The sequence below is a fragment of the Novosphingobium sp. genome (assembly GCF_041905565.1).
In the GTDB taxonomy this organism is placed as follows: Bacteria; Pseudomonadota; Alphaproteobacteria; order Sphingomonadales; family Sphingomonadaceae; genus Novosphingobium.
This window is the reverse complement of sequence record NZ_JAYRKX010000003.1, coordinates 97,120-121,281: the sequence shown is the minus strand read 5'-3', so window position 1 is coordinate 121,281 and position 24,162 is coordinate 97,120. Positions and strand designations below refer to the sequence as shown.

Below are 24,162 nucleotides of genomic sequence, written 5' to 3'. Positions count from 1 at the left end.
TCGCGCTAGCAAGGCCGGATGAACGCACCGGCCAAGACTCCCACGCTCGATGATGTTGCCGCGCAGGCCGGGGTTTCGGCCGCCACGGTCAGCCGCTTCGTCAACAATCCCGGCGTGGTCGCCCCGGCCACGGCCGAGCGCATCCGCGCCGCGATTGCCGCCACCGGCTATATCCCCAACCTGCTGGCCAGCGGCATGGCTTCGAACAAGAGCAAGCTGGTCGCGGTGCTGATCCCGCACCTGACCGATTCGATCTTCAACGACACGATCGAGGCGATGGTGGCGGAAATTTCCGCCGCCGGGATGATGGTGATGCTGGGGATCACCGGGGTATCGGCATCGCGCACCGGCGAATTGATCCGCGGCGCGCTGAGCCGCCGGGTCGATGCGATCATCAGTTCCGGCCCGCTCGATCCCGAAACGGTCGAACTGGTCCGGCGCAGCCCGGCGCTGTTCCTGCAGATCTGGGAGCTACCTTCCGAACCCATCGGCATGGCGGTGGGTTTCAGCCACGCGGCGGCGGGGCGCGATATTGCCCGGTTCCTGGTGTCGCGCGGCTATCGCCGGCCGCACCTGATCACGGCGGAAGGCGCGCGCGCGGCGGTCCGGCGCGATGCCTTCCTGGCCGAATGGCAGGCGTTGGACGGCGGCCCGGTCAGCCAGGCAACGGTCGATATTCCATCGCGCTTCGGCCACGCGCGCCGCGCCTTTGCCGACATGCGCCGGCTGGAGCAGTTGCCGGATGTGGTGGTTTGCGGATCGGACTACCTGGCGCAGGGGCTGATCGTCGAAGCCCAGGCGGCGGGGCTGCGCGTGCCGGATGACCTTGCGGTGATGGGTTTCGGCAATTCCAGCGTGGCCGGCGAAATGCGGCCGACCATTACCACGGTCGATGTCGACGGCACCCGCATCGCGCGCGAGGCGATTGCCGCGATCCGCCGCCATGGCGAAGGGCTGCCGCCGGTCGAACGCAGCATCGACGTTGGCTTCCGCCTGATCGCCCGCGAAAGCGCATGATCGCGCTTGCACGACTCTCGCCCGCGCCCTAGTCGCCGCGGGGAACCGGGATTGAAGGGTGGAACTGGGATGAAGATCGTTATCGCCGGCGGCGGCATCACCGGGTGTGCGGCGGCCATGTTGCTGCACCAGGCGGGGCATGACGTGACCGTGTTCGAAGCGGTGCCGCAGGTCAGCGAACTGGGCGTGGGGATCAACCTGCTGCCCCACGCGGTGTCGGTGCTGGACCGGCTGGGTATGGCCTCGGTGCTGGAAGACCTGGGCATCGCGACGCGCGAACTGGTCTATTACAACCGCCACGGCCAGCGCATCTGGGGCGAACCGCGCGGGCGCTTTGCCGGCTATCCGGTGCCGCAGGTGTCGATCCATCGCGGCGTGCTGCAGATGGCGCTGTTCAACGCCGCGCGCGAGCGGCTGGGCGCGGACCGGGTGATCACCGGCCACCGCCTGGTTGCAGTGGACGACCGCTCGCCCGTGACCACCACCTTCGAGCGCGCCGACGGCACCCGTGTGGACGTGACCAGCGACATCCTGGTCGGGGCCGACGGGATCCATTCCACCCTGCGCCGCCTGCGCTATCCCGATGAAGGGCTGCCGCGCTATGGCGGCCGCATCCTGTGGCGCGCGGTGACCCGGGCCAAGCCGTTCCTGACCGGGGCGACCATGATCATGGCCGGCCACCAGGACCGCAAGTTCGTGTGCTATCCGATCGACAAGCCCGGCGCGGACGGACTGCAGACGATCAACTGGATCGCCGAACTGACGGTCGACCAGATGCCCGAGCGCGAGGACTGGAACAAGGAATGCGACAAGGCGGTGTTCGCGCCGCAGTTCGCCGACTGGACGTTTGACTGGCTGGACGTGCCGGGGCTGATCGCGGGCGCGGACAAGGTGTTCGAATTCCCGCTGGTCGATCGCGATCCGCTTCCGGCCTGGACTTTCGGCGTGACCACCTTGCTGGGCGATGCGGCGCACCCGATGTATCCGATCGGCTCGAACGGGGCATCGCAGGGCATTCTTGACGCCGATGCGCTGGTCCGGGCGCTGGCCGAACATGCCGACCCGGCTGCCGCGCTCGAAGCCTATGCGGCCGAACGCCTGCCCGCCACGGCGAAGATCGTGCTGACCAACCGCCAGAACGGCCCGGAAGTGTGCATGCAGATGGCCGAGGAACGCGCGCCCGATGGCTTCGCCCGGCTGGAAGACGTCTTTGCCGAAGGCGAACTCGAAGGGATCGCGGCGCGTTACAAGGCGGTGGCCGGCTTCAGCAAGGAAGCCGTCGCTGCCAAGGTCGCGGCGCCCGGCGCATGACCCCGTTCGGTCAGCCCGCGCTGTTCACCCTTGAAGTGGACGTGCGCGCGCCGGCCGCGCTGGACAGTGCCTCGATGGGGCCGGTGCGGCTGGTATCGATCAGCGGCGGCCGGGTATCGGGCGCGCTGCAGGGCCGAATCATGGCCGGCGGGACTGATTGGCAGGAAGTGCGCGCCGACGGGACCATCGGAATCGAGGCGCGCTACCTGCTGGAACTGGCCGACGGGGCGCGGATCGAACTGCAATCGCGCGGCCAGCGCGGGGCCGCCACCGGGGCCTTCTGGTCCAGCATCTGGCTGCGCGCCGCCGCGCCGCAGTGGGCGCACCTGAACCAGGCGCAGTTCCTTGGCCTGGGGCGCAAGGTCGATCATTGCGTCGTGATCGACGTGTTCCAGCTGCCGGACGTCTGAACCTGCGGCAGCTTGACCTGCGCGCGGACCGGGTTACTTCACCTGCATGGTACAACAAACCGCCAGCCTGGGATCGCGCCGCAAGCAGGAAGCACTGGAAACGCGCGAGAACATCCTGGAAGTCGCCACGTGCGAGTTTGCCGACAAGGGGCTGGCCGGCGCCCGGATCGACGAGATCGCGGAAAAGACCAATTCGTCGAAGCGGATGATCTACTACTACTTCGGCGGCAAGGACGAACTGTACCGCGCCGTGCTGGAACGCGCCTATGCCCGCATCCGCGCGCAGGAACAGGCCGCCCATTTCGAGGAGCTGCAGCCCGAGGAAGCGCTGCGCGCGATCATCGGCCACAACTTCGACTATCACTTCGAGCACCCCGAATTCGTGCGGCTGGTGATGAACGAGAACGTCCATCACGGCGAACATATCGCCCGGATCGAAAGCATGAAGCAGCGCAACCAGTCGGTGATCGAGCAACTGCGCGAAATCCTGCACAAGGGCGTGGCGCAAGGGGTGTTCCGCGCCGGGATCGATCCGGTCGACCTGCACACCACCATTTCCGCGCTCAGCTTCTACAACGTGTCCAACCGCCACACCTTCCAGCACAATTTCGGCGTCGATTTCGCCGAACCGGGAGTGCGCGCCAAGCGCCGCGAACAGATCATCAATTGCGTGCTGAGCTGGGTGAAACAGGCCTGATCCTGACCAATGCGACCAGCTGATGCACGCAGGCGCTTGTCGCGCTGTCGGCATTCATGTACTAACTGGTACGCATAAGAAACGATGGAGAGCAGGATGCGGGCATTCGGACTTGCGGCAGCGGCGCTGGCGGCGTTGCCCGGCGCGGCGCAGGCGGCGGATCGGCAGTTTCCGGTCGATGACAAGCCGGTGCTGGACGATCGCTATCCGGCCCAGGTCGCCAAGTGGCCCGGCGGGGTCACCAGCCTGGCCGACGTGACCTATTCCACGATCCCCGGCTATCGCCCGATGGTGGTCGATATTTACCTGCCGCCGAAGAAAGGCGGGCCCAAGCCGCTGGTGCTGTTCATTCATGGCGGCGGCTGGGTCGGCGGGCATACGCGCCATTCCGGGCCGCTGGCCAATTTCCCGGCCGTGCTGGCCAAACTGGCGAGCGAGGGCTTCGTTGTTGCCAGCCTTGAATATCGCCTGGCCGACGAGGCGAAGTTTCCCGCCCAGTTGCAGGACGCCCGCGCCGCGCTGCGGTTCCTCAAGGGCAATGCCGCCAGATACGGGATCGATCCGGCGCGCACGGGGGTGTGGGGCGGATCGGCGGGCGGCCACCTGACCGCGCTGACCGCGCTGACCTGCGGGGTGGGCTATCTCGACCCGGCCGGGCTCAAGGCCGAGGCCGGCAGCGAATGCGTCCAGGCGGCCGTCACCTGGTACGGCGTGTTCGATTTTGCCGCGCTGGCCAAGGTGCGCCGCGATGGCACCGATCCGGCCGGCGCGCGGCTGCTGGGCTGCAAGGGCGAATGCCAGCCGGAAAGCTATGCGCTGGCCAGCCCGGTGACCTACATCGACGCCAAGGACCCGCCGATGCTGCTGATCCACGGCGATGATGACAAGACCGTGCCGGTGGAGCAATCGCACCTCGCCGAAGCCCGGCTCAAGGCGGCGGGCGTGCCGGTGCAGTCGATCTATATCCCCGGGGTCGATCACAGTTTCATCGGCAAGACCGCTGCCGAAACCCGCGCGGCGACGCTGAAGGCGACCAACGCCACTTTCGATTTCCTGCACAGCCGGCTTGACCGGCCGGCCCGTTAAGGAGGCTCCCGCCATGTTGCGCTTCATCCTGCCGCTGCTCGCGCTGGTCGCCAGCCCGGTCATGGCCGAACCGATCAAGGTCGAAGGCGGCCTGATCGAGGGCAAGGACCTGGACGGCGGCGTCCGGGGCTGGTTCGGCGTGCCCTTTGCCAAGCCCCCGCTGCGCGAACTGCGCTGGCAGCCGCCCCGGCCGGTGGAAGGGTGGAGCGGCGTCCTGCCCGCCGACCGATTTGCCCCGATGTGCCTGCAAGGGCTGCGCAGCCGGACGATGAACCACTATTTCGGCAACGAGGCGACCAGCGAGGACTGCCTTTACCTGAACGTCTGGGCGCCCCAGGGCGCGGCGGGCAGGAAGTTGCCGGTGGTGGTATGGATCTATGGCGGCGGCTTCAATGTCGGGTCGGCAAGCATGGCCAACTACCAGGGCGCCAACCTTGCGAAGGATGGGGTGGTCTATGTCTCGCTGGCCTACCGGGTGGGACCGATGGGGTTCCTGGCCCATCCCGAATTGACGCGGGAAGGCGGCGGCCATTCCGGCAACTATGGCTTGATGGACCAGGTTGCGGGGCTGGAATGGGTCCAGCGCAACATCGCCGCATTTGGCGGCGATCCCGGCAATGTCACGGTGATGGGCCAGTCGGCCGGTTCGATGTCGGTTTCGTTGCTGCAGATGAACCCGCGTGCCAAGGGCCTGTTCCACAAGCTGGTGGGGATGAGCGGCAGCGCGCATGGCGAAATGATGAGCCCGGTGCCGCTGGCGAAGGGCGAACAGCAGGGCGCGGCGCTGCAACAGGCGCTGGGCGCCAACGGGATCGAGGCAATGCGCGACCTGCCGGGCGACCGGGTGCTGGCCGTGGCCGCAACCGTGCCGCGCAGCGCGATCGTGATCGACGGGGCGAACATCACCGGCACCGCCGACGAAGTGTTCGCCGCGCGGCGGCAGAACGACGTGCCGGTGATGGTCGGCTTCACCCGTGACGAACGCTTTGCGAACCTTGGCCCGGCCAGCACCGTGGCCGAATACCAGGCCGCCGTGCGCAAGGCTTTTCCCCAGACCGGCGAACAGGTGCTGAAGGCCTACCCGGTCAAGGACGATGCCGGGGTGAACCGCGCCCTGGTGGACATCATGCGCGACATGTCGGTCGGCAGCCAGATGTTCAACTGGGCCGGGGCCAATGTGAAGTACGGCACCCAGCCGGCCTATGGCTATTTCTTCACCCGCCGCCAGCCCTATGCGCCGGGGATCACTTTTGTCGATCACGATCCGGCGACCGTCGGGGCCTATCACACCGGCGAAGTGCCCTATTTCCTGCGCAACCTCGACAGCCTGAACCTGTTCCGCCAGACCCGCGTGTGGACCCCGGCGGATTACCAGCTGCGTGACACCATGTCGGGGCTGATCCTGGCCTTTGCCCGCACCGGTGTGCCGCGCGCCGACTGGCCGAAGTTCGATGCCAAGGCCCCGCGCGCGCTGATGCTGGGCGAGGAAGTGAAAGCGATCGACTGGCCCAATGCCAAGGCGCTGCCGCTGCTGCGCGGGGGGCAGAGCGTTCCGCCCGCGGCCGCCCCCGGCACGCGCGCGCGCGACTGATGCGCTGGCTGGCTGCAGCAGGCGGCGCGGCGGCGCTGGCGATGGGCTGCGCGGCCCATTCGCAGCAAGCGCCGGTCGCTCCGCCGCCCGCCGCCGAAGCGGAGGCCGAGCAGGTCGCCGCGCGGCTGGCCGATGCCTGCGCGGCATGCCATCCCGCCACGACCTATACCACCAAGCGCTATGACGCGGTCCGGTGGGGCGAGGTGATCGACCAGATGATCGACAAGGGGGCCGAGGTCAGCGATGCCGATTACCAGGCTTTCGTCGCCTACCTCAGCGCGCGCTACGGACCTGACGCCAAGCCCTGAGCGGGATCAGCGCCGATCGGGCAAGGGGTGCGGGCGGGGTGCCTGCCCACCGGCAATCGCCCATTTGATCGCCTCGACCATCATGGTGCGGATGCGCGGATCGTCCCAGGCCGCGTCGGTGTGGCCAAGGCCGGTATAGAATACCCGGCCCTTGCCGTGGTCCTTGATCCAGGCGATCGGAAAGTCGGCGTCGCGGCGATGCACCAGCGGCGCGTCCAGATCGACGCTGGCCGGATCGATCCGGGCCAGCACGTCCACCTTGCCGCGCGAATAGGGCCGGCCGAGCATCTGGTAATGCTCGTCCTTTATCGTCATTCCGGATCGGAAGCGCTTCATCGCCGGAAAATCGGGCCGTTCGACCAGGATCCTGGCTTCCTTGATCATCCATGGATGATTGTCGAACACCCCGCCCAGCATCTCGCCATAGGCGGGCCATCCGGTCAGCGTGGCGGCGGCGGTGTGGACCCCGATGAAGCCCTTGCCGTCCTTGGCCACGAAGTCGAGCAGGTCCTGCTTCTGCTGGTCCGACAGCGTGGTATCGCCATTGGTGTAGAACAGCACCGCATCGAAATAGTCGAGGTTCTTGCCACGCGCCTGCTTGGGGCGGCCCTTGGCATAGTCGAACTTGCCCCAGGTTTCCTGCTTGGTCACCCAGTCCATGTCGGTGCGGATGAACGTGACATAGGCGCCGCTTTCGCGCCCGATCTGTTCGATCACCGCCGCCGCGTGACTGACCGCCATGTGCGCGGTCTGGTTCCCGCTCGACAGGTCGGCGATCACCAGCAGGCGCTTCCTGCCGGCATAGACGTCCTCGTAGCCGGGCGGCGGTTGGCGTTCCGGCCGGGGGGCGGGGGCGCTCTGTCCGGTCAGGACGGCGAGGGCGAGGGCGGACAGCAGCAGCTTGCGCATCGCTTCACTGCTCCCCTGGCGGCAGGGCAAAGACCGAGAGCGAATCCCCGGTCAGCGGGCTGTCGAGAAAGCTGCCGCCGCTTGACGCGATGGCGACATACTGCCGCCCGTCCGGCCCGGCCCAGGTGATCGGGGTGGCATGAGCGGCAGCGTCCAGCTTTACCTCCCAGAGCAGCTTGCCGGTGGCGGTGGCAAAGGCGCGGAAGCGTGCGTCGTCGGTTGCGCCGATGAAGGTCACCCCGCCGGCCGTGCTGATCGCCCCGCCGATGTTGGGGCGGCCGGTCTGCCGTTTGCCTTCGGGCAGGCTGTCGGTCACCCCCAGCGGGACGGCCCAGGCGATCCTGCCGCTGCGCATGTCGACCGCGCTGAGCCGGCCCCACGGCGGAGCCTGGCAGGGCAGGCGCGTGCCGGACTGGACAAAGCGGCCGAACACCGGGCCGCGTTCATAGGGGAACGGGCTGCCGGGCTTGGCGCGCACCAGCGACTGGACCTGGCCGAAGTCCATCGTGTTGACCAGCAGCAGCTGGCGCGCCGGGTCATAGGTCGCCCCGCCCCAGTTTGCCCCGCCCAGCGTGCCGGGAAAGGAAATGATCGGCCGGTCGAGCGGCACGGGGACGTAAAGCCCGCCCGGTTGCAGCCGGTCCTTGTCGATCCAGGCCTGGCAGGCGGCGGTGTGTTCCGGTGTCAGCCGGGCCAGGTCCGCCGGCTTGAACGCGGTGCGGCCCAGCGGCGGGGTGACCAGCGGGTAGGGCTGGGTCGGCGCGGCGGCTTCGCCCGGCACCTGGCTGCCGGGAAAGCGGCGCTGCGCGACTGGCAGGATCGGCTTGCCGGTCACCCGGTCCAGCACGAACAGCAGCGCATTCTTGGAGACCACCGCCACGGCGGGCACGGTCCTGCCTTTGACTTGCATGTCCAGCAGCAGCGGCGGGGCCTGCAGGTCATTGTCCCAGATGTCGTGGCGGATCACCTGGAAGTGCCACAGGTACTTGCCGGTGCGCGCATCGGCCGCGACCAGGCTGCCGGAATACAGGTTGTCGCCCTTGCGGTCGCCGCCATAGCGGTCCCAGCTGGGCGCGGCGAACGGCATGTAGACGATCCCGCGCGCGGCATCGAGCGTCAGGAAGCCCCAGACGTTGACACCGGAGCGCTGCGCCTCGCCGCCGCTCCAGGTGCCGTGGTTGGGCTCGCCCGGGCGCGGGACCGAATGGAAGGTCCAGACCAGCTGGCCGGTCCGCGCGTCCCAGGCGCGCACATCGCCCGCCGCGCCCTTGTCCGGGAATTCCTGCACCGCGCTGCCGGTGATCACCAGGTTCTCGAACACGATCGGCGGCGAGGTCATGCCGTAGAACCGCGGTGAGGCGCCGTTCAGCACTTCGGGCGTTTTCAGCTCGACCATGCCCTGCTGGCCGAACCCCGCGGCAAAGGCCCCGGTCTGCGCGTCTAGCGCAACCAGCAGGCCATCGCGCGTGCCCAAGAACAGGCGCGGGCCGTGTTCGCCATCGCCGGGCCAGTATTCCAGCCCGCGGATGCTGGGCTGGCCGGCAGTGGGAATCGGCGTTGCCCACAATTCGCGCCCGCTGGCCGCATCCAGCGCGACCACCCGGCCATAGGGCGTGGTCAGGTACATCCGCCCGTCCACCACCAGCGGGGTGACCTGGCTGGCGGCGAAGCGGGCGCGGCGGCGCGGCGCGGCCAGTCCTTCGGCCTGGGCCTGGCGTTCGGCATTGGCATCGGCGGCAGGCGCGGCCGGATCGCCGGGCGGGCGCATGTGCCAGGTCCAGGCGGGGGCGAGCCGCGCGGCGTTGGCCGGGGTGATCTGGGTCAGCGGGGAATGGCGCTGCCCGCCCTTGTCATGCCCGTAAGTCCGCCATTCGCGCGCGGCATCGCGATCCGTCTGGGCCATCGCGGGGGCCACCAGCATCGCCGTGCCCAGGGCCAGCCAGCCATACTTCATCCCGTGCTCCTTGCTTTATGAACCAGTTCGTACATAAGCCGGTTTGCAAGGCAAGCGGTTTCGATTATGCCCGGGCCAAACTAGCGAGAGGATGCTGATCATGGGGCGCACGATCCTGGTGCTCAACGGGCCGAACCTGAACCTGCTGGGCGAGCGTGAGCCCGAGATCTACGGCCATGACACCCTGGCCGATGTCGAGGCGCTGTGCCGTGCAGCGGCGGAGCCGGCGGGCTATGCCATCGACTTTCGCCAGACCAATGCCGAACATGAAATGGTCGACTGGATCCAGGCCGGGCGCAAGGGGCTGGCCGGGATCGTGATCAATCCGGCGGCGTTCACTTATGCCGCCTATCCGGTGCTTGACGCGATCAAGCTGGCCGATTGCCCGGTGATGGAAGTGCATATTTCCAATATCTGCCGCCGCGAGGCGGAATGGCGCTCGCACTCGATCATGACCCAGGTCTGCACCGGGATCATCTCGGGGCTGGGGATCCACGGCTACGAGCTGGCGGTACGCCACGTCATCTGGCTGCGGAGCCGCGGCCATTGAGCGCGGCGCGGGGCCGCTGGAGCGCGCGCGCGGCGGGGATCGTCGCGCTGTGTTTCGTCACCAACATGGTCGACGGGATGGACGTGAACATCATGTCGTTCATCCGCGCCGCCCTGTCGAAGGACTGGGCCGTGGCCGACGATGCGATGGGCTATGTGCTCAGCGCCGGGACGCTGGGGATGGGCATCGGCGCACTGCTGATCGCGCCCTTCGCGGACCGCTTCGGGCGCAAGCCGGTGATCATGGCGGCGCTGGCGCTGATGTCCGTCGGCATGGTCGCCAGCGGGTTCGTCGGCTCGATCGATGGGCTGATGCTGGCGCGGCTGGTGGTCGGCATGGGTATCGGCACGGTGCTGGCGACGATGGCGGCGCTGTCGGCCGAAGTGGCCCCGCCGGGCTGGCAGGACCTGGCCGTGGGGATCGTCCAGGCGGGCTTTCCGCTGGCCGCGGTCGGCACCGGCTTCGTCGTTGCCTGGGCGCAGCCGCTGGTCGGCTGGCAGGCGCTGCTGCGCTGGGCCGGCTGGGTGACCGTGGCGCTGCTGCCGCTGGCGTGGCTGGTGCTGCCCGCACGCATGGCCAATGCGGCTCATGGCACGATGTCCTCGCGCCAGGCGATCGCGGCGCTGTTCGGCACGCGGCTGCGGGCGCGCACGCTGCTGCTGTGGGTGGCGGTGTTCACCGGGTTGATGGTGCTCTATTCGATGCTCAGCTGGATCACCAAGCTGGCCAGCGGCGCGGGCCTGTCGGACGCGGACAGCATCTATGCCGGGGCGTTCTACAATTTTGGCGCGTTCATCGGCACGTCGAGCATGGGCCTGCTGACGCTGAAGGTCCGGCCCGGCGTGCTGGTGCCGGTGCTGCTGAGCTGTGCAGCGGTGGCCCTGCTGGTGTTCGGCAATGCCCAGCTGTCGGTCGGCGGCGCGCTGGCCATGGCGTTCCTGATCGGGCTGACCCTGCAGGGCGGCTATAACGGGATGTGGCCGCTGGCGGCGGGATCCTATGACGCGGCCAACCGCGCGACCGGGATCGGCTGGGCGATGGGGATCGGCCGGGGCGGGGCGGTGGTCGGCCCGATCATGGCCGGATACCTGCTGGCGGCCAAGGTTTCGCTGCCGATGATCCTGGCGATCTATTGCGTGCCGCTGCTGCTGTGCGCCCTGTGCGCGCTGCTGGTCGGGCGCCAGACCGCACCCGCGCACCACGCGGCCTAGCGCGTGCACCAGGCGGCCAAGCCGCCGTTCAACCCAGGTTGCAAGTGCACGGACCCGGGGCGGATTGCCGCCCCGGCCGGCCGGCCGCGCAAACCCGCTTGACATGTACCAACTGGTACATGTACCAGACGGTTAACTCGGCGCCGTGCGGGCGTCAGTCGTCCCATGGGAGGGGAACCCGATGCGCTCGAAGATCCGTTTTGCCGTCCAGACGTCCTGCGTCGCACTCAGCCTTGGCGTGGCCAGCTCGGCCTGGGCCCAGGCCGCCGCCGAAGATGGCGATGCGTCCGCCGATGCCAAGGAAATCGTCGTCACCGGCTCCAGCCTCAAGGGCGTGGCCCCGGTCGGCTCGAACCTCACCACCGTCAGCCGGGCCGACCTGGAAGACACCGGCGCACAGACCGTGCAGCAGGTGCTGAAGTCGGTGCCCTCGGTGGTCGGCCTGCAATCGGCCGGGCAGGGCGGCTATGGCAGCTTCGACGGCGCGGGCACCAATGCCCCGACGATCCACGGCCTGGGCGCTTCGGCGTCGAATTCCACCCTGATCCTGATCAACGGCCACCGCCTGCCGGTGTCGGGCGTCAACCACGTGCTGGCCGATCCCAACATCATCGCCCCGCTGGCGCTGGAACGGGTCGAAGTGCTGGCCGACGGCGCCTCGTCGGTCTACGGTTCGGATGCGGTCGCGGGCGTGATCAACTTCATCACCCGCCGCAACGTCAACGGCTTCGAAGCCACCGTGCAGAAGGGCTTCGGCGAAAACTACGGCACGCTCAACGCCGGGGCGCTGTGGGGCAAGACCTGGGATACGGGTTCGTTCCTGGTCAGCTACAATTTCTCGGACCGCGACAACCTGGCCGCTGCCGACCGCGACTATGCCCGCGCCAACCAGACCGCGCGCGGCGGCCGCAACTTCACGCCCAACCGCTGCTCGCCGGCCAGCATCACTGCCGGCGGGGTGACCTATTACACCCCCTATGCCAGCACCAGCACCACCGCGAACGGCGATTGCGACCCGTCGCTGTACTGGGACCTGATCCCGTCGGAACGCCGCCACAGCGTGTTCGCCTCGCTCCAGCAGGACGTGGGCGACCGGCTGAAGATCACGGCGGACATGATCTATTCGAACCGCAAGAACGTGCAGAACGTGACCCGCGGCAGCGCATCGGGCACGATCTACAACACCGGCGCCACTCTGCCGACCGGGCGTTCGATCAACCCCTTCGCCGGCGTTCTCGCCGCTTTGCCCGGCGCGCCGACTTCGGCCACGGTCAACTTCAACGCCGACCAGCTGCTGGGCGCGGGCGCGACCGTCACCGGCACGGCTGAAACCTATTATGCCCGCCTCGACGGGGTCTACGAGCTGAGCGATGCCTGGGACGTCAACCTCGGCGGCGTCTATGGGCGTGACCGCGCCCAGCTGATCAACGATGGCCAGCTCAACGCCTCGGTGTTCAACCTTGCGCTCAATGGCTTCACTTCGGCGGCGATCAACGGCGTGACCCAGTCGGTCAGCCAGACGCTGACCGGCGCCAACGCGATCGACGTGTTCGGCGCGGGCACTTCGGCCGCGACCAAGGTGGCGCTGGCCGACAACCACCAGCTCCAGCAGGGCCTGCAGACCCTGCGCAACGCCTACATCAAGCTGTCGGGCGATGTGCTGCCGATCGGCGATGCCTTTGCCAAGGTCGCGGTTGGCGGGGAAATCACCAACTACAAGCTGGTGCAGGACATTGTCCGGCCCAACAACCTGGGTGTGGCCAGCGCCAATTCGGCGTTCCTCAACATCAAGTACAGCCGCACGGTCAAGTCGGCCTATGGCGAACTGTTCCTGCCGCTGCTGCGCGACAGCTTCGTCAAGAGCTTCGACGTGATCCTTTCGGCCCGCCACGACAGCTACAGCGATGTCGGTTCGACCACCAATCCCAAGCTGGCCGCCAACCTCGAAGTGGTTGATGGGGTCAAGTTCCGCGGCAACTGGGGCAAGAGCTTCGTGGCCCCGGCGCTGACCAGCAGCGGTTCGAACGCCCAGGGCCTGACCGGCGAATCCGGTTTCTCGGGCGTGGCGGGCAGCGCCCTGCCGGGCGGCGGTCCGACCATCCTGATTTCTGCCTTCCCGAACGTGGTCAACGTGCCGGGCGCGGTGTGCGGGGCCACTTCGTGCACCATCGGCAACGTCAACGGCGTGCTGATCACCGGCGGCAACGGCAACCTCAAGCCGCAAAAGGGTGAAGCCTACAGCTTCGGCGTGGACCTCGCGCCGCGCTTCCTGCCCGGCTTCAACCTGTCGGTGACCTACTGGAACAACAAGCTGCGCGGCGGCATCACCGCGCCGCAGCCGTCGCTGGCGCTGGGTGCGTCGGATCTGTCCTATCTGCTTTCGCTGTCGGCCACCCCGCTGACCGCGGCGCAGATCGCCACGGCCGGCGCGGGCCTGCCGCAGACCGGGACGATCAATCCGTCGGCCTATTTCATCTACAACTACCAGCAGAACAACGTGCTGAACCTGAACGTGGCCGGGCTGGACGTGGCCGCGGGCTATCGCATCGACACCGGCTTTGGCCGGGTCAACCTGGGTGCCGCCTTCAGCCGCAAGCTGAAGTTCGACCAGTTCTTCGGTGCGGGCGGCCAGGTGTTCAGCGTGCTGGGCACGGCGGGCTTCAACACCACCTTCCCGTCGGTCAAGTTCGAAGGGCGGTTCAACGTCGGGATCGAAGCCGGCGGGCTGGATGCCAACGTGTTCGTCAACCACCTTGGCGGCTACACCAGCTGGTCGGGCACGGTGGCCAACGCGGTGACCCGCACCAACGGCCTGCCGACCGGCGGCGGCGATGTGGTGAAAAGCTTCACCACGGTCGACCTGCACATTGGCTACAAGTTCAAGGATGTCGGTCCGCTGGGCGAACTGGGCCTGTTCGTGGATGCCTCGAACCTGTTCAACACCGCGCCGCCGCAGTACAACGCCTTCGGCACCAACGGCGCTGCCGGCTATGACAACATCAACGCCAGCCCGCTGGGCCGGGTGGTGACTGTCGGCCTGCGGACCAAGTTCTAAGGTTCCTCCCTGAACCGCCCCGGGCGTAATGTCCGGGGCGGATCTTTTTCCCTTCATGATTGACGCAGGATCCACGCCCTTGACCAGCCCGGCAGCATCGATCGGCGTGGGAACGGGGCGGGTCCTGGCCGGCCTGGCCGGACGCGGCATCCTTGAAAGCCGCACCCCCTGGATGCACGAACGCGAAGGCGCGGCGCAGGGCCTGCTGCTGGCCTATGCCCTGTTCGATTTCACCGACCGGCACTGGGCCGATGATGATCTGCCCCGCCTGCTCGATGCCTGCCAGCGGATCGGCTTTGCCGGGATCAACGTCACTTTCCCGTTCAAGCAGGCGATCGTTCCGCTGCTGGACGAGTTGTCTGCCGGGGCGCAGGCGATCGGCGCGGTCAACACCGTGGTGTTTCGCGATGGGCGGCGCATCGGCCACAACACCGACATTACCGGCTTTGCCGAAGGGTTCCGCAGCGGGCTGGCCGGGGTGCAAGCCGGCACGGTGCTGCAACTGGGCTGCGGCGGGGCGGGCAGCGCCACGGCCCATGCCCTGCTGGGGCAACTGGGCGCGCACTGCGTGCTGCTGGCCGATACCGACCGCGTCCGGGCCGAAGCGCTGCGCGCGCAGCTGGCCGCTGCCTATGGCGCGGACCGGGCGATGGTCTGCGATGATCCCGTCGCCGGTGCGGCCCAGGCCGATGGCCTGCTCAACGCCAGCCCGATGGGCATGGCCAAGTTTCCCGGGATGCCGCTGCCGGCCGAGGCGATCGCCGCGCGGCACTGGGTGGCGGACATCGTCTATTTCCCGCTGGTTACCGAATTCCTTGCCGCGGCGCGCAGCCGCGGCTGCCGGGTGCTGGATGGCAGCGGCATGGCGGTGGGGCAGGCGGCCGATGCCTTTGCCCTGTTCACCGGCCGCCAGCCGGACCGCCGCCGCATGGCCGAAAGCTTTGCCGCTTTCGTTGCCGAGCGGAGCCGCGCCGCCGCCTGAATAGTATCCGCCCGCCTGCAAGGAGACTGCCATGCCGCGCTTGATGTTCCCCCTGGTCCTCGCCCTTGCGCCCGCCGCCTTGCTGGCGCAGCCGGTGACCGACGAGGCCCCTCCGGCAGAGATGGCCCAGCAAGTTGCCCAGGCGACTGCGCTGGCCGAAGCGGGCGGGGCGGGGCCGTTCAAGGCCGACATGGTCAGCGATCCTGCGCTCCCCACCCACACCATCTATCGCCCGCGCGATCTGGCTGCGGCCAGCCGCGTCGGCAAGCTGCCGATCATCGCCTGGGGCAATGGCGCCTGCGCCAATTATGGCAATCGCTTCCGCTATTTCCTCACCGAAGTTGCGAGCCGGGGTTATCTGGTGCTGGCGATCGGTCCGCGCGGGCCGCAAGTGGTCGAATGGAAGACCGACATTACCCCCAACGCCGCGCCTGCCCCGGCTGATCGCGCGCCCTATTCCTATTCCGCGCAGTTGGGCGATGCGATCGACTGGGCCGAGGCCGAGAACGCGCGCAAGGGCAGTCCCTATTACGGGCGGCTCGATACCCGCGCGGTCGCGGTGATGGGCCAATCGTGCGGCGGCCTGCAGGCGATCGCGGCGGCAGCCGACAAGCGGGTGCGGACACTGGTGGTGCTGAACAGCGGCACTTTCGGGGTGGGTACCAAGCCGCTGGCGGGGACCGGCGATGCGATCAAGGCCAGTCTCAAGCGGATCCACGTGCCCATCGCCTGGATCAGCGGCGATGACAGCGATATCGCCTATCCCAACGCCAATGCCGATTTCGCGGCCTTTGCGGGCGCCCCGGCGCTGCGCGTGTGGCACGCGGGCACCGGCCACAGCGTGCATTGGCGCGATCCGCGCGGCGGGGTGTTCACCCCGCTGGTGATCGACTGGCTGGACCATTGGCTGAAGCGCAAGCCGCGCGCGGCGGCCAGCTTTGTCGGCAAGGACTGCACCTTGTGCCAGACGCCGGGTTGGACGGTGCAGACCAAGGGCTTCTAGCCGAGGCGGTAGCCCCCGCGTTCGGCCACCAAGCTGACCGGGGGCAGTCCCGCAATTTCGCCGATCCGGGCGATATAGTCCGCCACTTCGGCGCTGCGCGCGCCGGCCGGCACCGGGCGGCCCGGCGGTTCGAACCAGATCGGCAGGAAGCCAGCCTCGATCCGCCCGTCCTCGTGCCACAGCAGCCGCCCGATCATGCCGTTGACCGCTTCGGGATGGAACGGGGCAAGGGGGTAGGCGGGGTCAGGCTCGAACCCGAACAGCTGCTTGCGCCGTTCCACCCAGGCCGCGCGCGCCGGATGGTCCTGTGCCGGGGCCAGCGCGTGGGTGACCACGCAGCCGTTGCCCAGGCCGTGGAACACGGGCCTGCCATCAACCCGTTCGATCCCGCGCGCGATGTGGGCGTGATGCCCGGCGACCACATCGGCCCCGGCGCGGATCGCCGCTGCGGCGAGCGGGCGTTCATAGGCAGCCAGCCGCGCGGGGACGTGGGTGATCCCCTTGTGCAGCGCCACCACCACCAGGTCGGCGTGTCGCCGCGCGGCGCGAATATCGGCTTCCATCGCGGCCTGCGAGGCCGGGTCGATCTCGGTCAGTTCGGCCTGGGGGCGGCTTGGCCCGCCGTCGCTGGCCGCCACGCGGACATAGGCGCAGCCCGGTTCCGCCTCGCCCGCCCAGCACAGTTCCGGCCCGACGCAATTGTAGCTGAGCAGGGCCACCGTGCGCCCCTTGCAGTCGATCAGCGCGGGCGCGCGCGCCGCCGCCAGGGTCAGACCTGCCCCTGCATGGGCAATGCCATTGCGCGCCAGCCCGGCCAGGGTTTCGACCAGTCCCGGCACGCCGCAATCCATCATGTGGTTGCCCGCCATGCTGACCGCGCCGATCCCGGCCCGCGCCAGCGCATCAAGGTGCGCCGGGTTCGCGCCGGGGGCGGGGACATCGCCGGGGCGCTCCTCGGCGCTGGTGGTATAGGGCACTTCGAGGTGGCCGATGGTCAGGTCCGCCGCGCGGGTTAGCGGAGCGATGCCCGCCAGCCAGTGATCCGGCTCTGGCACGTCGAGGATCAGGTCGCCCAGCAGCAGGATCTCGGCGGTGCTCATATCGCCCCGGCCTCGCGCAGCGCGGCAATCGCGGCGGTGTCATAGCCCAGTTCGCCCAGCACCGCCTGGGTATCCGCGCCCAGCACCGGGACCTGTGGCAGGTCCGCGCCGCGCTCCGCCGCAAAGCCGGGGCCAAGCACGCCGAGCGGCGCGTCATGTCCGGGCAGCATGGCCTCTTGCAGCAGCCCGCGCGCCGCGACATGCGGATGGCTCAGCGCCTCGCCAATGTCGCGCAGCATGGCGGCGGGGATCCCTGCGCCGGTCAGCAGCCCTTCCAGCTCGGCAGCGCTGCGGGTCAGCAGATGCGCGGTCAGCCAGGCTTTCAGCGCGGCATAGTGCTCGACCCGCGCGGGGTGGGTGGCAAAGCGCGGATCGTCCAGCAGTTCGGCGTGGCCCAGCGCCTTGAACAGCGCTTCGACCTGGTGCTGGTGGTTCGCCCCCAGCGCGATCCAGCCATCCGCCGTGGCATAGTATTCCGCCGTCGCGACCAGCCGGAAACCCCGGTTTCCGGTGCCCTTGGGGGCAACGCCGGTATAGGACCACATGCTCGCCGCCGTGCCCATGATCTTGAGCGCGGCATCGAGCATGGCCACATCGATCGCCTTGCCGCGCCCGGTCGCATCGCGCTCGCGCAGCGCCGCCAGCACGGCGATCACGCCGAGATAGCCGGTAAAGCAATCGACCACCGGAATGCCGATCTTGAACGGCCCGGCCTCGGTCCCGTTCATCAGCGCCATGCCCGACACCGCCTGCGCGATATGGTCATAAGCGCCCCAATCGCGCCACGGCCCTTCCTGTCCGAAGCCGCTGAGCGAGAGCATGATCAGGCGCGGGTTGGCGCTGGCCAGTTCATCGTAACCCAGCCCCAGCCGCGCGATCACGCCGGGGCGGTAGTTTTCGGCGACCACATCGGCCCTGGCGGCAAGCTCGTGGGCAATCCGCCGTCCAGCCTCGCTCTTGAGGTTGAGCGTGACCGAGCGCTTGCCGAAATTGGCCGCGGCAAACGGCACACTCATCCCCGGCAGCCCGGCGTGTTCGGTATAGTGGCGGAAGTCGTCGCCCTTTTCGGGCGGTTCAACCTTGATCACTTCCGCGCCCAGTTGCTGGAACATCTGGGTCGCGGTCGGCCCGGCAATGGCGTGGGTGAAATCGAGCACCCTGATCCCGGCGAGCGGCTGCATCAGCGCGCCTCCCGCTCAGCCGAAAAGGCGCCCGCTGCGGCCAGTTCCGCCTCGTCAAAGCCGAGTTCGGCGAGGATTGCGGCATTGTCCGCCCCCGGTGCCCCGGCAGCACGGGGCGGGACGGGCTGCATCTCGGCAAAGCCGAAGGGCAGGGAAAGCTGGGTCAGCGGCGCGTCCTGTCCGGCCAGCGGCACTTCGATCACCCGCCCACGCGCGCGGTGGTGGGGGTGGGCCAGCGCCTCGGCCGGGGACCAGACCGGCATGGCCTGCGTATCGGCAGCGGAGAGCAGCGCGAACCATTCGTCGCGGGGGCGGGTCAGCATCACCGCCGCGATTTCGGCCTGCATGGCGGGGTGCGCGGCCAGGTCATGCTGGCGCGCGGCGAGGTCCTCGCGCCCGATCACCACGCAGAACCGCCGCCAATAGGCCGGTTCCATGTCGGTAGTGCAGAGGTATTGCCCGTCCTGGCACAACCAGACCCCGCCCTTGGGATGCCAGGTGCCGAGCGGCGCCAGCTCGTCCAGATTGTCGTGCCGCCCCATCGACACCAGCAGCAAGGGCAGCGAGGCATCGGTCATCGCCGCGTCGATATGATCGCCCCGGCCCGACCGCTCCCGCCCTTGCAAGGCGAGCAGCATGGCGATGGTCGCATGCGCCCCGGTCAAGACGTCGGCCACCTGCAAGCCCGGCAGCGAAGGCACCGGCAGGCCGTTGAGCCGCGACAAGGCGCCCGCCATCGCCAGCGCCAGCGGATCGTGCCCGGCGCGGCCCGCGTCCGGCCCGGTCTGCCCGGCAAAGCTGACCGACAGGTAGATCAGGCGCGGGTTGAGCGCGCGCATCGCCTCCGCGCCATAGCCCATCGCCGCCATCACGCCGGGGCGGTAATCCTCGATCAGCACGTCGGCTTTGGCGATCAGCCGTTCCAGCACCGGGCGCGCCGCCGCGCTGCCGGGATTGATCTTGAGGCTGCGCTTGCCGCGGGTGTAGCTGGGGCGGGCGCGGCGGCGGGCGGCCTGTGCCGGATCATCGCCGCGCCCGAACATCGCTTCGGCCTTGGCCAGTTCGCGCGGGTGTTCGATCCGCACGACATCCGCGCCCATGTCGGCCGCGATCCAGCTGGCATAGGCGCCGGGCAGGAAGCGCGAGAAATCGACGATTTTCAGGCCATCAAGTGCGGGCATGGCGTGCCTCGGCGCGTTCGCTCGCGGGCCCTTCGATGAACGCGGTGATCGCCGCGTCGATTGCCGCGCCGTCCTCGTTCTCGCGGTTGAAGTTGTCGGCGGTCAGTTCCAGCACCGGAATGCCCGCGGCGCGCAAGGCCCGGATCACGAAGGGGTCGGCATCCTGCAAGGCCACCGCACCATCGACCTGGTGGGTCTGCGCCTCGTGCACGTGCCACGGCCCGGCCCAGGTCGGCATGCGCAATTCATCGCCCATGCAGATCACCCGGCTGGCCAGCGCGCGCAGCGGATCGCGCCCGCCCGACAACTCGCGGATATAGCCGTCCGCCGCCAGCGCGAGATACATCGACCAGACGAACACCGCGCCGTGGCTGTCCTCCCACTTCTGGTAGAAGCCCATTTCGCTCCACAGCCCGCGCCCGACCCACATCAGGCGGATCTTCTCGTCCTGCACCGCGCCAAGCCCCGCATCGGCGCGCGCCTTGACCTCTTCGTAGAAGGTCTTGGCCGCATCGCGCGCCCATTCGGTGCCGCGATGCCACTGCGGCACCATGGTCGCGGGCATCTGGTCAACCAGCCCGATCGGGGCGGGAACGGTGCGGGCAATCAGGTCGCGGGTCTTGCGGTAATAGTCCTCCTGCTCGTTGACGAGGTCCATCACCGCGGCAAACCGCGCGGGATCGAAAGTGCGTCCGGTCTTTGCCTCGACCCGCGCGATCACCTCGCGGATTTCCGCGAGCATCAGGTCAACGCGCTCGTCCTCCAGCACGCTGTCCCAATGCGCGGGGAGCTGCGCCCACCAGTCCGAAAACAGGTCGGCGCGCGGATCGATGGTGCGCTCGTAAATGAAGCAGTCCGCCCCGGTTTCGCGCGCCCATTGTTCGAACAGTTTGGCGGTGGGATCGCTGCTGGCGACCGCGTGGACGAAGTCGGGCTTGGGCAGGCCGCCCCACGGCGCATTTTCCGCATCGTCGTCAAACGCGGCGGCGATCCCTTGCGCGCTGTAGGCTTCTACATCGCCGGGATAGTCATGCGCGCGCAGCAGGCCCTGATAGCGCCGCGATTGCTGCTTGGCCGCGACGATCGAGGCCCACCACTGGTTGACCACGAAGGGCACGTCCAGCGCGCGCAGGATTTCCTGCGGGGCATTGGCATTGACCATGGCAAAGGGCGCGCCATCGGCCACCTGTTGCCGCACCGAGGCGAACCATTCGCGCTGGTAGGCGTTGACGTCCCCGGTGGAGGACAGGGCCTTGCGGCTGCGCGCCGGGCTGCGCGGGGGCGTAGCGGCCTTGGGCGCGGCGGGGCGCGGGGGCGGGGGGGCTTCCGCGCGGCCCGCGATCAGCGCGGCCAGCTTGTCCGCCAGCTGCGCATCGGGGAGCGAGCGGCAGCGCAGCAGTTCAAAGCGCAGGCCCTGCGGCAACGCGCGCTTCAAGGCGGCAACATCCCACGGCGCGGCCTCGTCGCCATCGAGGCTGAGGTGCAGGACCAGGTCCGGCTGACTGCGGGCAATGTCGGCGGCGGTCCAGGCGGCCAGCCGCTCGGCACTGTCGATCCGCGCAGGGCAGGTATCGCCGCGCAGCATACGGCGGCCCCAGGCATGGTTCTCGCCGACGATCAGCGCGCCGGCGGCCTCGATGGCGCGGTAGATTTCGCTGCCTTCGTGCGCCGACCCGGCGAGATAGACGCGCGGTCCGGCGGGCAGGGGGGCGCTCTCGACCTCGGCCAGCGCGGCGAGGGCCGCTTGCGGCGGCAGGATCGCGGTCATGGCGATCAGGTCAAGCCGCTGGGTTCCGGTCAGGGCCATGCCTTCCAGAACGTCCGCCTGCCGCGCCAGCAGGGCTTCGGCCTCTGCCAGGGCAACGTCAGTCGGAGCCGTGCCGCCAAGCGCGGCCAACCAGTTATCCAGCTGCGCCAGCCGGGCCGCGTTGTAGCGGGCCGAAGCCGGGCGGCTGAGGTGCAGCAGGTCGAGGAAGTGGACGTGATGGGGGACGGGCTCGCCCAGTCGGCCCAGTTCGCGCAGCGCGGCAAAGATCTGCGGCTGTTCGCTGTCGGCCTGGGTGATCAGCACCGGCACGTCCGGTTGTGCCGGATCGATCAGCGCTTCGAGCAGCGCGCGCCCGCGCGGGCCCATTTCCGCCGCGCCCATCACCGCATCGGCGCGCGGCGTGGCGGACAGGCGCGGGGCGACCAGGCGGACGGGCTGGAACCCCGCCGCGATCAGCCGGGCGCGCGGCGCATCATAGGCCAGCACGCGGATCGGCCGGCGCCCCTCAGCCCGCGCGCGGGCAACTTCTGCCTCGGCATCCAGCATCAGATCGCGCCTGCGGCGGCCAGCTCGGCCAGCCGCTCGTCGCTGTAGCCCAGCAGGTCCTTGAACACGGTGTCGTTGTGCTGGCCGATCTGGACCGGCAGGGCATCATCAAACCCGGTCGTCGCGCCGGAAAACTGGATCGGCACCCCGGCGGTGCGCAGGTCGATGGAGGAGCCGTAGGTCGGGTGTTCGACCGCCATGGTTTCCTTGCGCGCGACCACGCGCGGATCGACCAGCGCGTCCTCGGGGTGGCGCACCGGGGCGACGGGGACGCCCTGCGCCTCCAGCTTGCGGACCACTTCGACCGTGGGCAGCTGGCGCGACCAGGCGTTGATCCGCGCTTCCAGCTCGGTCGCATTGGCGACGCGGGCATCGCGGTTGGCAAAGCGCGGGTCCTCGGCCAGCTCGCTCTGGCCCATTGCCGCGAACAGCCCCTTGGCGAGCGGTTCATGCACCGCGACCACCGCGACATAGCCGTCGGCGCATTCGAACACCCCGAACGGGGACAGGCGCTGGACGGTCAGCCCGGTGCGCGAGGGCATCCCGGCGGCGGCCATCGCCGACCAGTTCTCGATCGCGACGAAGCTGGTCAGCGCGCCGAGCATCGACACGTCGACGTGCTGGCCGGCGCCGGTCTTGTGGCGCTGTTCGATCGCGGCCAGGATGCCGATCACGGTGAACACCGGGGCCAGCATGTCGGCCACCGGAATGCCGATCCGCACCGGCGGGTGGCCCGGTTCGCCGCTGGTGAACATCGCGCCCGACAAGGCCTGGACGATCACGTCCATCGCCTTGCCCCCGTCGCGGTCGGTCGCGCCGAAGCCTGACAGCGAGGCGAAGACCACGCGCGGGTTGACCGCCTTGCAGGCCTGGTAACCCACGCCGAGCCGGTCGGCTGTGCCGGCGGTGAAATTCTCGACCACCACGTCGGCCTGCTTGACCAGGTCGAAATAGACCTCGCGCGCGGCCGGGTTCTTGAGATCGAGCGAGACGCCGTATTTGCCGCGCGCACGGGTCAGGTGCGAGAGCGACAGGTCGTCGTCGTGATTGCGCTCCACCGTGATGCCGTCACGGCCGAGGTAAGGGCTGTTCTCGCGCGCCATGTCGCCGCCGCGCGGTTCCTCGACCTTGATCACCTTTGCGCCCAGGCCCGCCAGCAGCAGCGTGCAATAGGGCCCGGCCAGCGCGCGGGTCAGGTCGATCACCGTCAGGCCTTCGAGCGGCCTGTGCATGAGGTCGCTGCCATTGCTCATTTCAATACTCCGGTTGGTTGGGTCGCGCAGGGCCGGGCCCCGGCCCTGATCAGGCGCTGGGCCTCGGCCAGGACGGGTTCGCCCTGCATGCCATAAGCGGGCAGGCGGCGGGCCTGGGTCAATGCATAGCGGTTGTAAAGCTCGTCGAAGCGCGCCTGCTCGGATGCGGGCAGGGCGATCATCTCGACCTTGTGGTCGCGGGCAAAGTCGATCCCCGCCTGTTCGGCCTTGAGCAGCTGACGGTTGAGCGCCGCTTCCCAGACCGGCTTGCTGGCCAGCAGCAGGGCCTGCAGATCGCTCGGCAGGCGGCGCCAGGCGGCATCGCTCATCGCGCGAGCGGGATAGGCGCCGCGGCTGAAGCGCAGGCTGGTGAAGTGGTGCGCCACTTCGGCAAAGTGCAGGCTCTTGATCGTGTCGGCCGGCGCCACCACGCCGTCGATCACGCCCTTGGCCAGCGCCGAATAGACTTCGCCCATCGGCATGTTGACCGGGTCCGCGCCCAAATCGCGCAGCACGTCGATCGCATCGCTTTGCGCCCGCAGGCGCAGGCCCTTGAGGTCGGCCAGGGTGCGGACCGGCTTGCTGCGGGTCAGCACGCCGGGGAAGTTTCCGCCCTGGACCGCCAGCACGTGCAGCCCCTGCAATTCCTGCCCGAATTCGGGGAACTTCGCGGCCAGGCAGTCATAGACCGCAACCTGGTCGCCGATCGACTGGACCCCGCCGTAAAAGCCCGATTGCGCGCGCAGCATGTGCGCCCCGCCGCGGGCATAGATCGGGGTAATCAGGCCGATGTCGGCCAGGCCGTGGCGGATCTCCACCATGCTCATGTCGCTGCTCAGCAGCGATCCCGACCAGTAGGGGCGAAAGGCGATCCGCCCCTGGCTGGCCTGTTCGACGTGCTTCATCCAGTCGCTGTCGGCCTGGCTGAAGGGGTGGCCCGGCGGATAGGGGCTGGCATAGGTCAGCGTCACTTCGGCCACTGGCGCCGGCGCCTTGGCGCAGGCGGCGAGCAACACGGCGAGGGCGAGGGCGATGTACTTGCGCATGAT

General features: G+C 68.8%; 20 protein-coding genes. 12 read left to right on the top strand and 8 right to left on the bottom strand.

Going from position 1 to position 24,162, the window contains the following annotated elements:
• The first annotated feature begins 18 nt into the window (after window positions 1-18).
• The 7 genes from ACE3N9_RS03950 (at window position 19) to ACE3N9_RS03920 (ending at window position 6,420) form a co-directional block, all read left to right on the top strand.
• A complete protein-coding gene (locus tag ACE3N9_RS03950; protein ID WP_374281065.1) occupies window positions 19-1,017 on the top strand; it encodes a LacI family DNA-binding transcriptional regulator in 999 nt (332 codons plus the stop codon).
• A 69-nt stretch (window positions 1,018-1,086) separates the two neighbouring features.
• Window positions 1,087-2,328, top strand: a complete 1,242-nt coding sequence (locus ACE3N9_RS03945) for a flavin-dependent oxidoreductase (protein ID WP_374281063.1) — start codon at window positions 1,087-1,089, stop codon at window positions 2,326-2,328.
• A complete protein-coding gene (locus tag ACE3N9_RS03940; RefSeq protein ID WP_374281061.1) occupies window positions 2,325-2,738 on the top strand; it encodes a DUF3237 domain-containing protein in 414 nt (137 codons plus the stop codon). Before ACE3N9_RS03945 ends, ACE3N9_RS03940 begins: the two co-directional genes overlap by 4 nt.
• A 46-nt stretch (window positions 2,739-2,784) precedes the next feature.
• A complete protein-coding gene (locus ACE3N9_RS03935) occupies window positions 2,785-3,435 on the top strand; it encodes a TetR family transcriptional regulator (protein WP_374281059.1) in 651 nt (216 codons plus the stop codon).
• Window positions 3,436-3,531: 96 nt separating this feature from the next.
• A complete protein-coding gene (locus ACE3N9_RS03930) occupies window positions 3,532-4,521 on the top strand; it encodes an alpha/beta hydrolase fold domain-containing protein (protein WP_374281057.1) in 990 nt (329 codons plus the stop codon).
• A gap of 13 nt (window positions 4,522-4,534) precedes the next feature.
• Window positions 4,535-6,112, top strand: a complete 1,578-nt coding sequence (locus tag ACE3N9_RS03925; RefSeq protein WP_374281055.1) for a carboxylesterase/lipase family protein — start codon at window positions 4,535-4,537, stop codon at window positions 6,110-6,112.
• Complete coding sequence (locus ACE3N9_RS03920) at window positions 6,112-6,420, top strand: hypothetical protein (RefSeq protein ID WP_374281054.1); 309 nt, start codon at window positions 6,112-6,114, stop codon at window positions 6,418-6,420. The genes ACE3N9_RS03925 and ACE3N9_RS03920 overlap by 1 nt, the downstream gene beginning before the upstream one ends.
• Window positions 6,421-6,426: 6 nt before the next feature.
• Here ACE3N9_RS03920 and ACE3N9_RS03915 read toward each other — a convergent pair whose 3' ends face one another.
• Window positions 6,427-7,329 carry a ThuA domain-containing protein gene (locus ACE3N9_RS03915; protein WP_374281052.1) on the bottom strand — a complete coding sequence of 301 codons (903 nt, stop codon included), beginning with the start codon at window positions 7,327-7,329 and terminating at the stop codon, window positions 6,427-6,429.
• Between the two features lie 4 nt (window positions 7,330-7,333).
• Entirely contained in the window at window positions 7,334-9,283 is a 1,950-nt protein-coding gene (locus ACE3N9_RS03910) for a pyrroloquinoline quinone-dependent dehydrogenase (RefSeq protein WP_374281050.1), read from the bottom strand.
• A 100-nt stretch (window positions 9,284-9,383) separates the two neighbouring features.
• Here ACE3N9_RS03910 and ACE3N9_RS03905 point away from each other — a divergent pair, with 100 nt between their 5' ends.
• The 5 genes from ACE3N9_RS03905 to ACE3N9_RS03885 all read left to right on the top strand — a co-directional run bounded on the left by ACE3N9_RS03905 (window position 9,384) and on the right by ACE3N9_RS03885 (window position 16,084).
• On the top strand, window positions 9,384-9,833 hold the full coding sequence (locus tag ACE3N9_RS03905; protein ID WP_374281048.1) for a type II 3-dehydroquinate dehydratase: 450 nt from the start codon (window positions 9,384-9,386) through the stop codon (window positions 9,831-9,833).
• On the top strand, window positions 9,830-11,044 hold the full coding sequence (locus ACE3N9_RS03900; RefSeq protein ID WP_374281047.1) for an MFS transporter: 1,215 nt from the start codon (window positions 9,830-9,832) through the stop codon (window positions 11,042-11,044). The genes ACE3N9_RS03905 and ACE3N9_RS03900 overlap by 4 nt, the downstream gene beginning before the upstream one ends.
• Window positions 11,045-11,225: 181 nt before the next feature.
• A complete protein-coding gene (locus ACE3N9_RS03895) occupies window positions 11,226-14,099 on the top strand; it encodes a TonB-dependent receptor domain-containing protein (protein ID WP_374281045.1) in 2,874 nt (957 codons plus the stop codon).
• 79 nt (window positions 14,100-14,178) lie between these two features.
• Window positions 14,179-15,081, top strand: coding sequence for a shikimate dehydrogenase (locus ACE3N9_RS03890; protein WP_374281043.1), 903 nt, complete (start codon window positions 14,179-14,181; stop codon window positions 15,079-15,081).
• Window positions 15,082-15,112: 31 nt separating this feature from the next.
• Window positions 15,113-16,084 carry a hypothetical protein gene (locus ACE3N9_RS03885; protein WP_374281041.1) on the top strand — a complete coding sequence of 324 codons (972 nt, stop codon included), beginning with the start codon at window positions 15,113-15,115 and terminating at the stop codon, window positions 16,082-16,084.
• On the opposite strand, the gene ACE3N9_RS03880 is transcribed toward ACE3N9_RS03885, so the two are convergent.
• From ACE3N9_RS03880 to dctP, 6 genes are read right to left on the bottom strand one after another with little or no spacing between them, the layout of a single operon-like run.
• Window positions 16,081-17,184 carry a CapA family protein gene (locus tag ACE3N9_RS03880; protein ID WP_374281039.1) on the bottom strand — a complete coding sequence of 368 codons (1,104 nt, stop codon included), beginning with the start codon at window positions 17,182-17,184 and terminating at the stop codon, window positions 16,081-16,083. The two genes, ACE3N9_RS03885 and ACE3N9_RS03880, sit on opposite strands and share 4 nt — an antisense overlap.
• On the bottom strand, window positions 17,181-18,365 hold the full coding sequence (locus ACE3N9_RS03875; RefSeq protein ID WP_374281037.1) for a CaiB/BaiF CoA transferase family protein: 1,185 nt from the start codon (window positions 18,363-18,365) through the stop codon (window positions 17,181-17,183). The genes ACE3N9_RS03880 and ACE3N9_RS03875 overlap by 4 nt, the downstream gene beginning before the upstream one ends.
• Complete coding sequence (locus tag ACE3N9_RS03870; protein ID WP_374281035.1) at window positions 18,365-19,546, bottom strand: CaiB/BaiF CoA transferase family protein; 1,182 nt, start codon at window positions 19,544-19,546, stop codon at window positions 18,365-18,367. The genes ACE3N9_RS03875 and ACE3N9_RS03870 overlap by 1 nt, the downstream gene beginning before the upstream one ends.
• On the bottom strand, window positions 19,533-21,860 hold the full coding sequence (locus ACE3N9_RS03865) for a 2-hydroxyacyl-CoA dehydratase (protein WP_374281033.1): 2,328 nt from the start codon (window positions 21,858-21,860) through the stop codon (window positions 19,533-19,535). Before ACE3N9_RS03865 ends, ACE3N9_RS03870 begins: the two co-directional genes overlap by 14 nt.
• A complete protein-coding gene (locus tag ACE3N9_RS03860) occupies window positions 21,860-23,113 on the bottom strand; it encodes a CaiB/BaiF CoA transferase family protein (RefSeq protein WP_374281031.1) in 1,254 nt (417 codons plus the stop codon). Before ACE3N9_RS03860 ends, ACE3N9_RS03865 begins: the two co-directional genes overlap by 1 nt.
• Complete coding sequence (gene dctP, locus ACE3N9_RS03855) at window positions 23,110-24,159, bottom strand: TRAP transporter substrate-binding protein DctP (RefSeq protein WP_374281029.1); 1,050 nt, start codon at window positions 24,157-24,159, stop codon at window positions 23,110-23,112. The genes ACE3N9_RS03860 and dctP overlap by 4 nt, the downstream gene beginning before the upstream one ends.
• Window positions 24,160-24,162 lie beyond the last annotated feature (3 nt).

Bases quoted from the DNA above. Each gene is read 5' to 3' on its own strand.
- ACE3N9_RS03950 (WP_374281065.1), top strand. From the start codon at position 19: ATGAACGCACCGGCCAAGACTCCCACGCTCGATGATGTTGCCGCGCAG.
- ACE3N9_RS03945 (WP_374281063.1), top strand. From the start codon at position 1,087: ATGAAGATCGTTATCGCCGGCGGCGGCATCACCGGGTGTGCGGCGGCC.
- ACE3N9_RS03940 (WP_374281061.1), top strand. From the start codon at position 2,325: ATGACCCCGTTCGGTCAGCCCGCGCTGTTCACCCTTGAAGTGGACGTG.
- ACE3N9_RS03935 (WP_374281059.1), top strand. From the start codon at position 2,785: ATGGTACAACAAACCGCCAGCCTGGGATCGCGCCGCAAGCAGGAAGCA.
- ACE3N9_RS03930 (WP_374281057.1), top strand. From the start codon at position 3,532: ATGCGGGCATTCGGACTTGCGGCAGCGGCGCTGGCGGCGTTGCCCGGC.
- ACE3N9_RS03925 (WP_374281055.1), top strand. From the start codon at position 4,535: ATGTTGCGCTTCATCCTGCCGCTGCTCGCGCTGGTCGCCAGCCCGGTC.
- ACE3N9_RS03920 (WP_374281054.1), top strand. From the start codon at position 6,112: ATGCGCTGGCTGGCTGCAGCAGGCGGCGCGGCGGCGCTGGCGATGGGC.
- ACE3N9_RS03915 (WP_374281052.1), bottom strand. From the start codon at position 7,329: ATGCGCAAGCTGCTGCTGTCCGCCCTCGCCCTCGCCGTCCTGACCGGA.
- ACE3N9_RS03910 (WP_374281050.1), bottom strand. From the start codon at position 9,283: ATGAAGTATGGCTGGCTGGCCCTGGGCACGGCGATGCTGGTGGCCCCC.
- ACE3N9_RS03905 (WP_374281048.1), top strand. From the start codon at position 9,384: ATGGGGCGCACGATCCTGGTGCTCAACGGGCCGAACCTGAACCTGCTG.
- ACE3N9_RS03895 (WP_374281045.1), top strand. From the start codon at position 11,226: ATGCGCTCGAAGATCCGTTTTGCCGTCCAGACGTCCTGCGTCGCACTC.
- ACE3N9_RS03885 (WP_374281041.1), top strand. From the start codon at position 15,113: ATGCCGCGCTTGATGTTCCCCCTGGTCCTCGCCCTTGCGCCCGCCGCC.
- ACE3N9_RS03880 (WP_374281039.1), bottom strand. From the start codon at position 17,184: ATGAGCACCGCCGAGATCCTGCTGCTGGGCGACCTGATCCTCGACGTG.
- ACE3N9_RS03875 (WP_374281037.1), bottom strand. From the start codon at position 18,365: ATGCAGCCGCTCGCCGGGATCAGGGTGCTCGATTTCACCCACGCCATT.
- ACE3N9_RS03870 (WP_374281035.1), bottom strand. From the start codon at position 19,546: ATGCCCGCACTTGATGGCCTGAAAATCGTCGATTTCTCGCGCTTCCTG.
- ACE3N9_RS03865 (WP_374281033.1), bottom strand. From the start codon at position 21,860: ATGCTGGATGCCGAGGCAGAAGTTGCCCGCGCGCGGGCTGAGGGGCGC.
- ACE3N9_RS03860 (WP_374281031.1), bottom strand. From the start codon at position 23,113: ATGAGCAATGGCAGCGACCTCATGCACAGGCCGCTCGAAGGCCTGACG.
- dctP (WP_374281029.1), bottom strand. From the start codon at position 24,159: ATGCGCAAGTACATCGCCCTCGCCCTCGCCGTGTTGCTCGCCGCCTGC.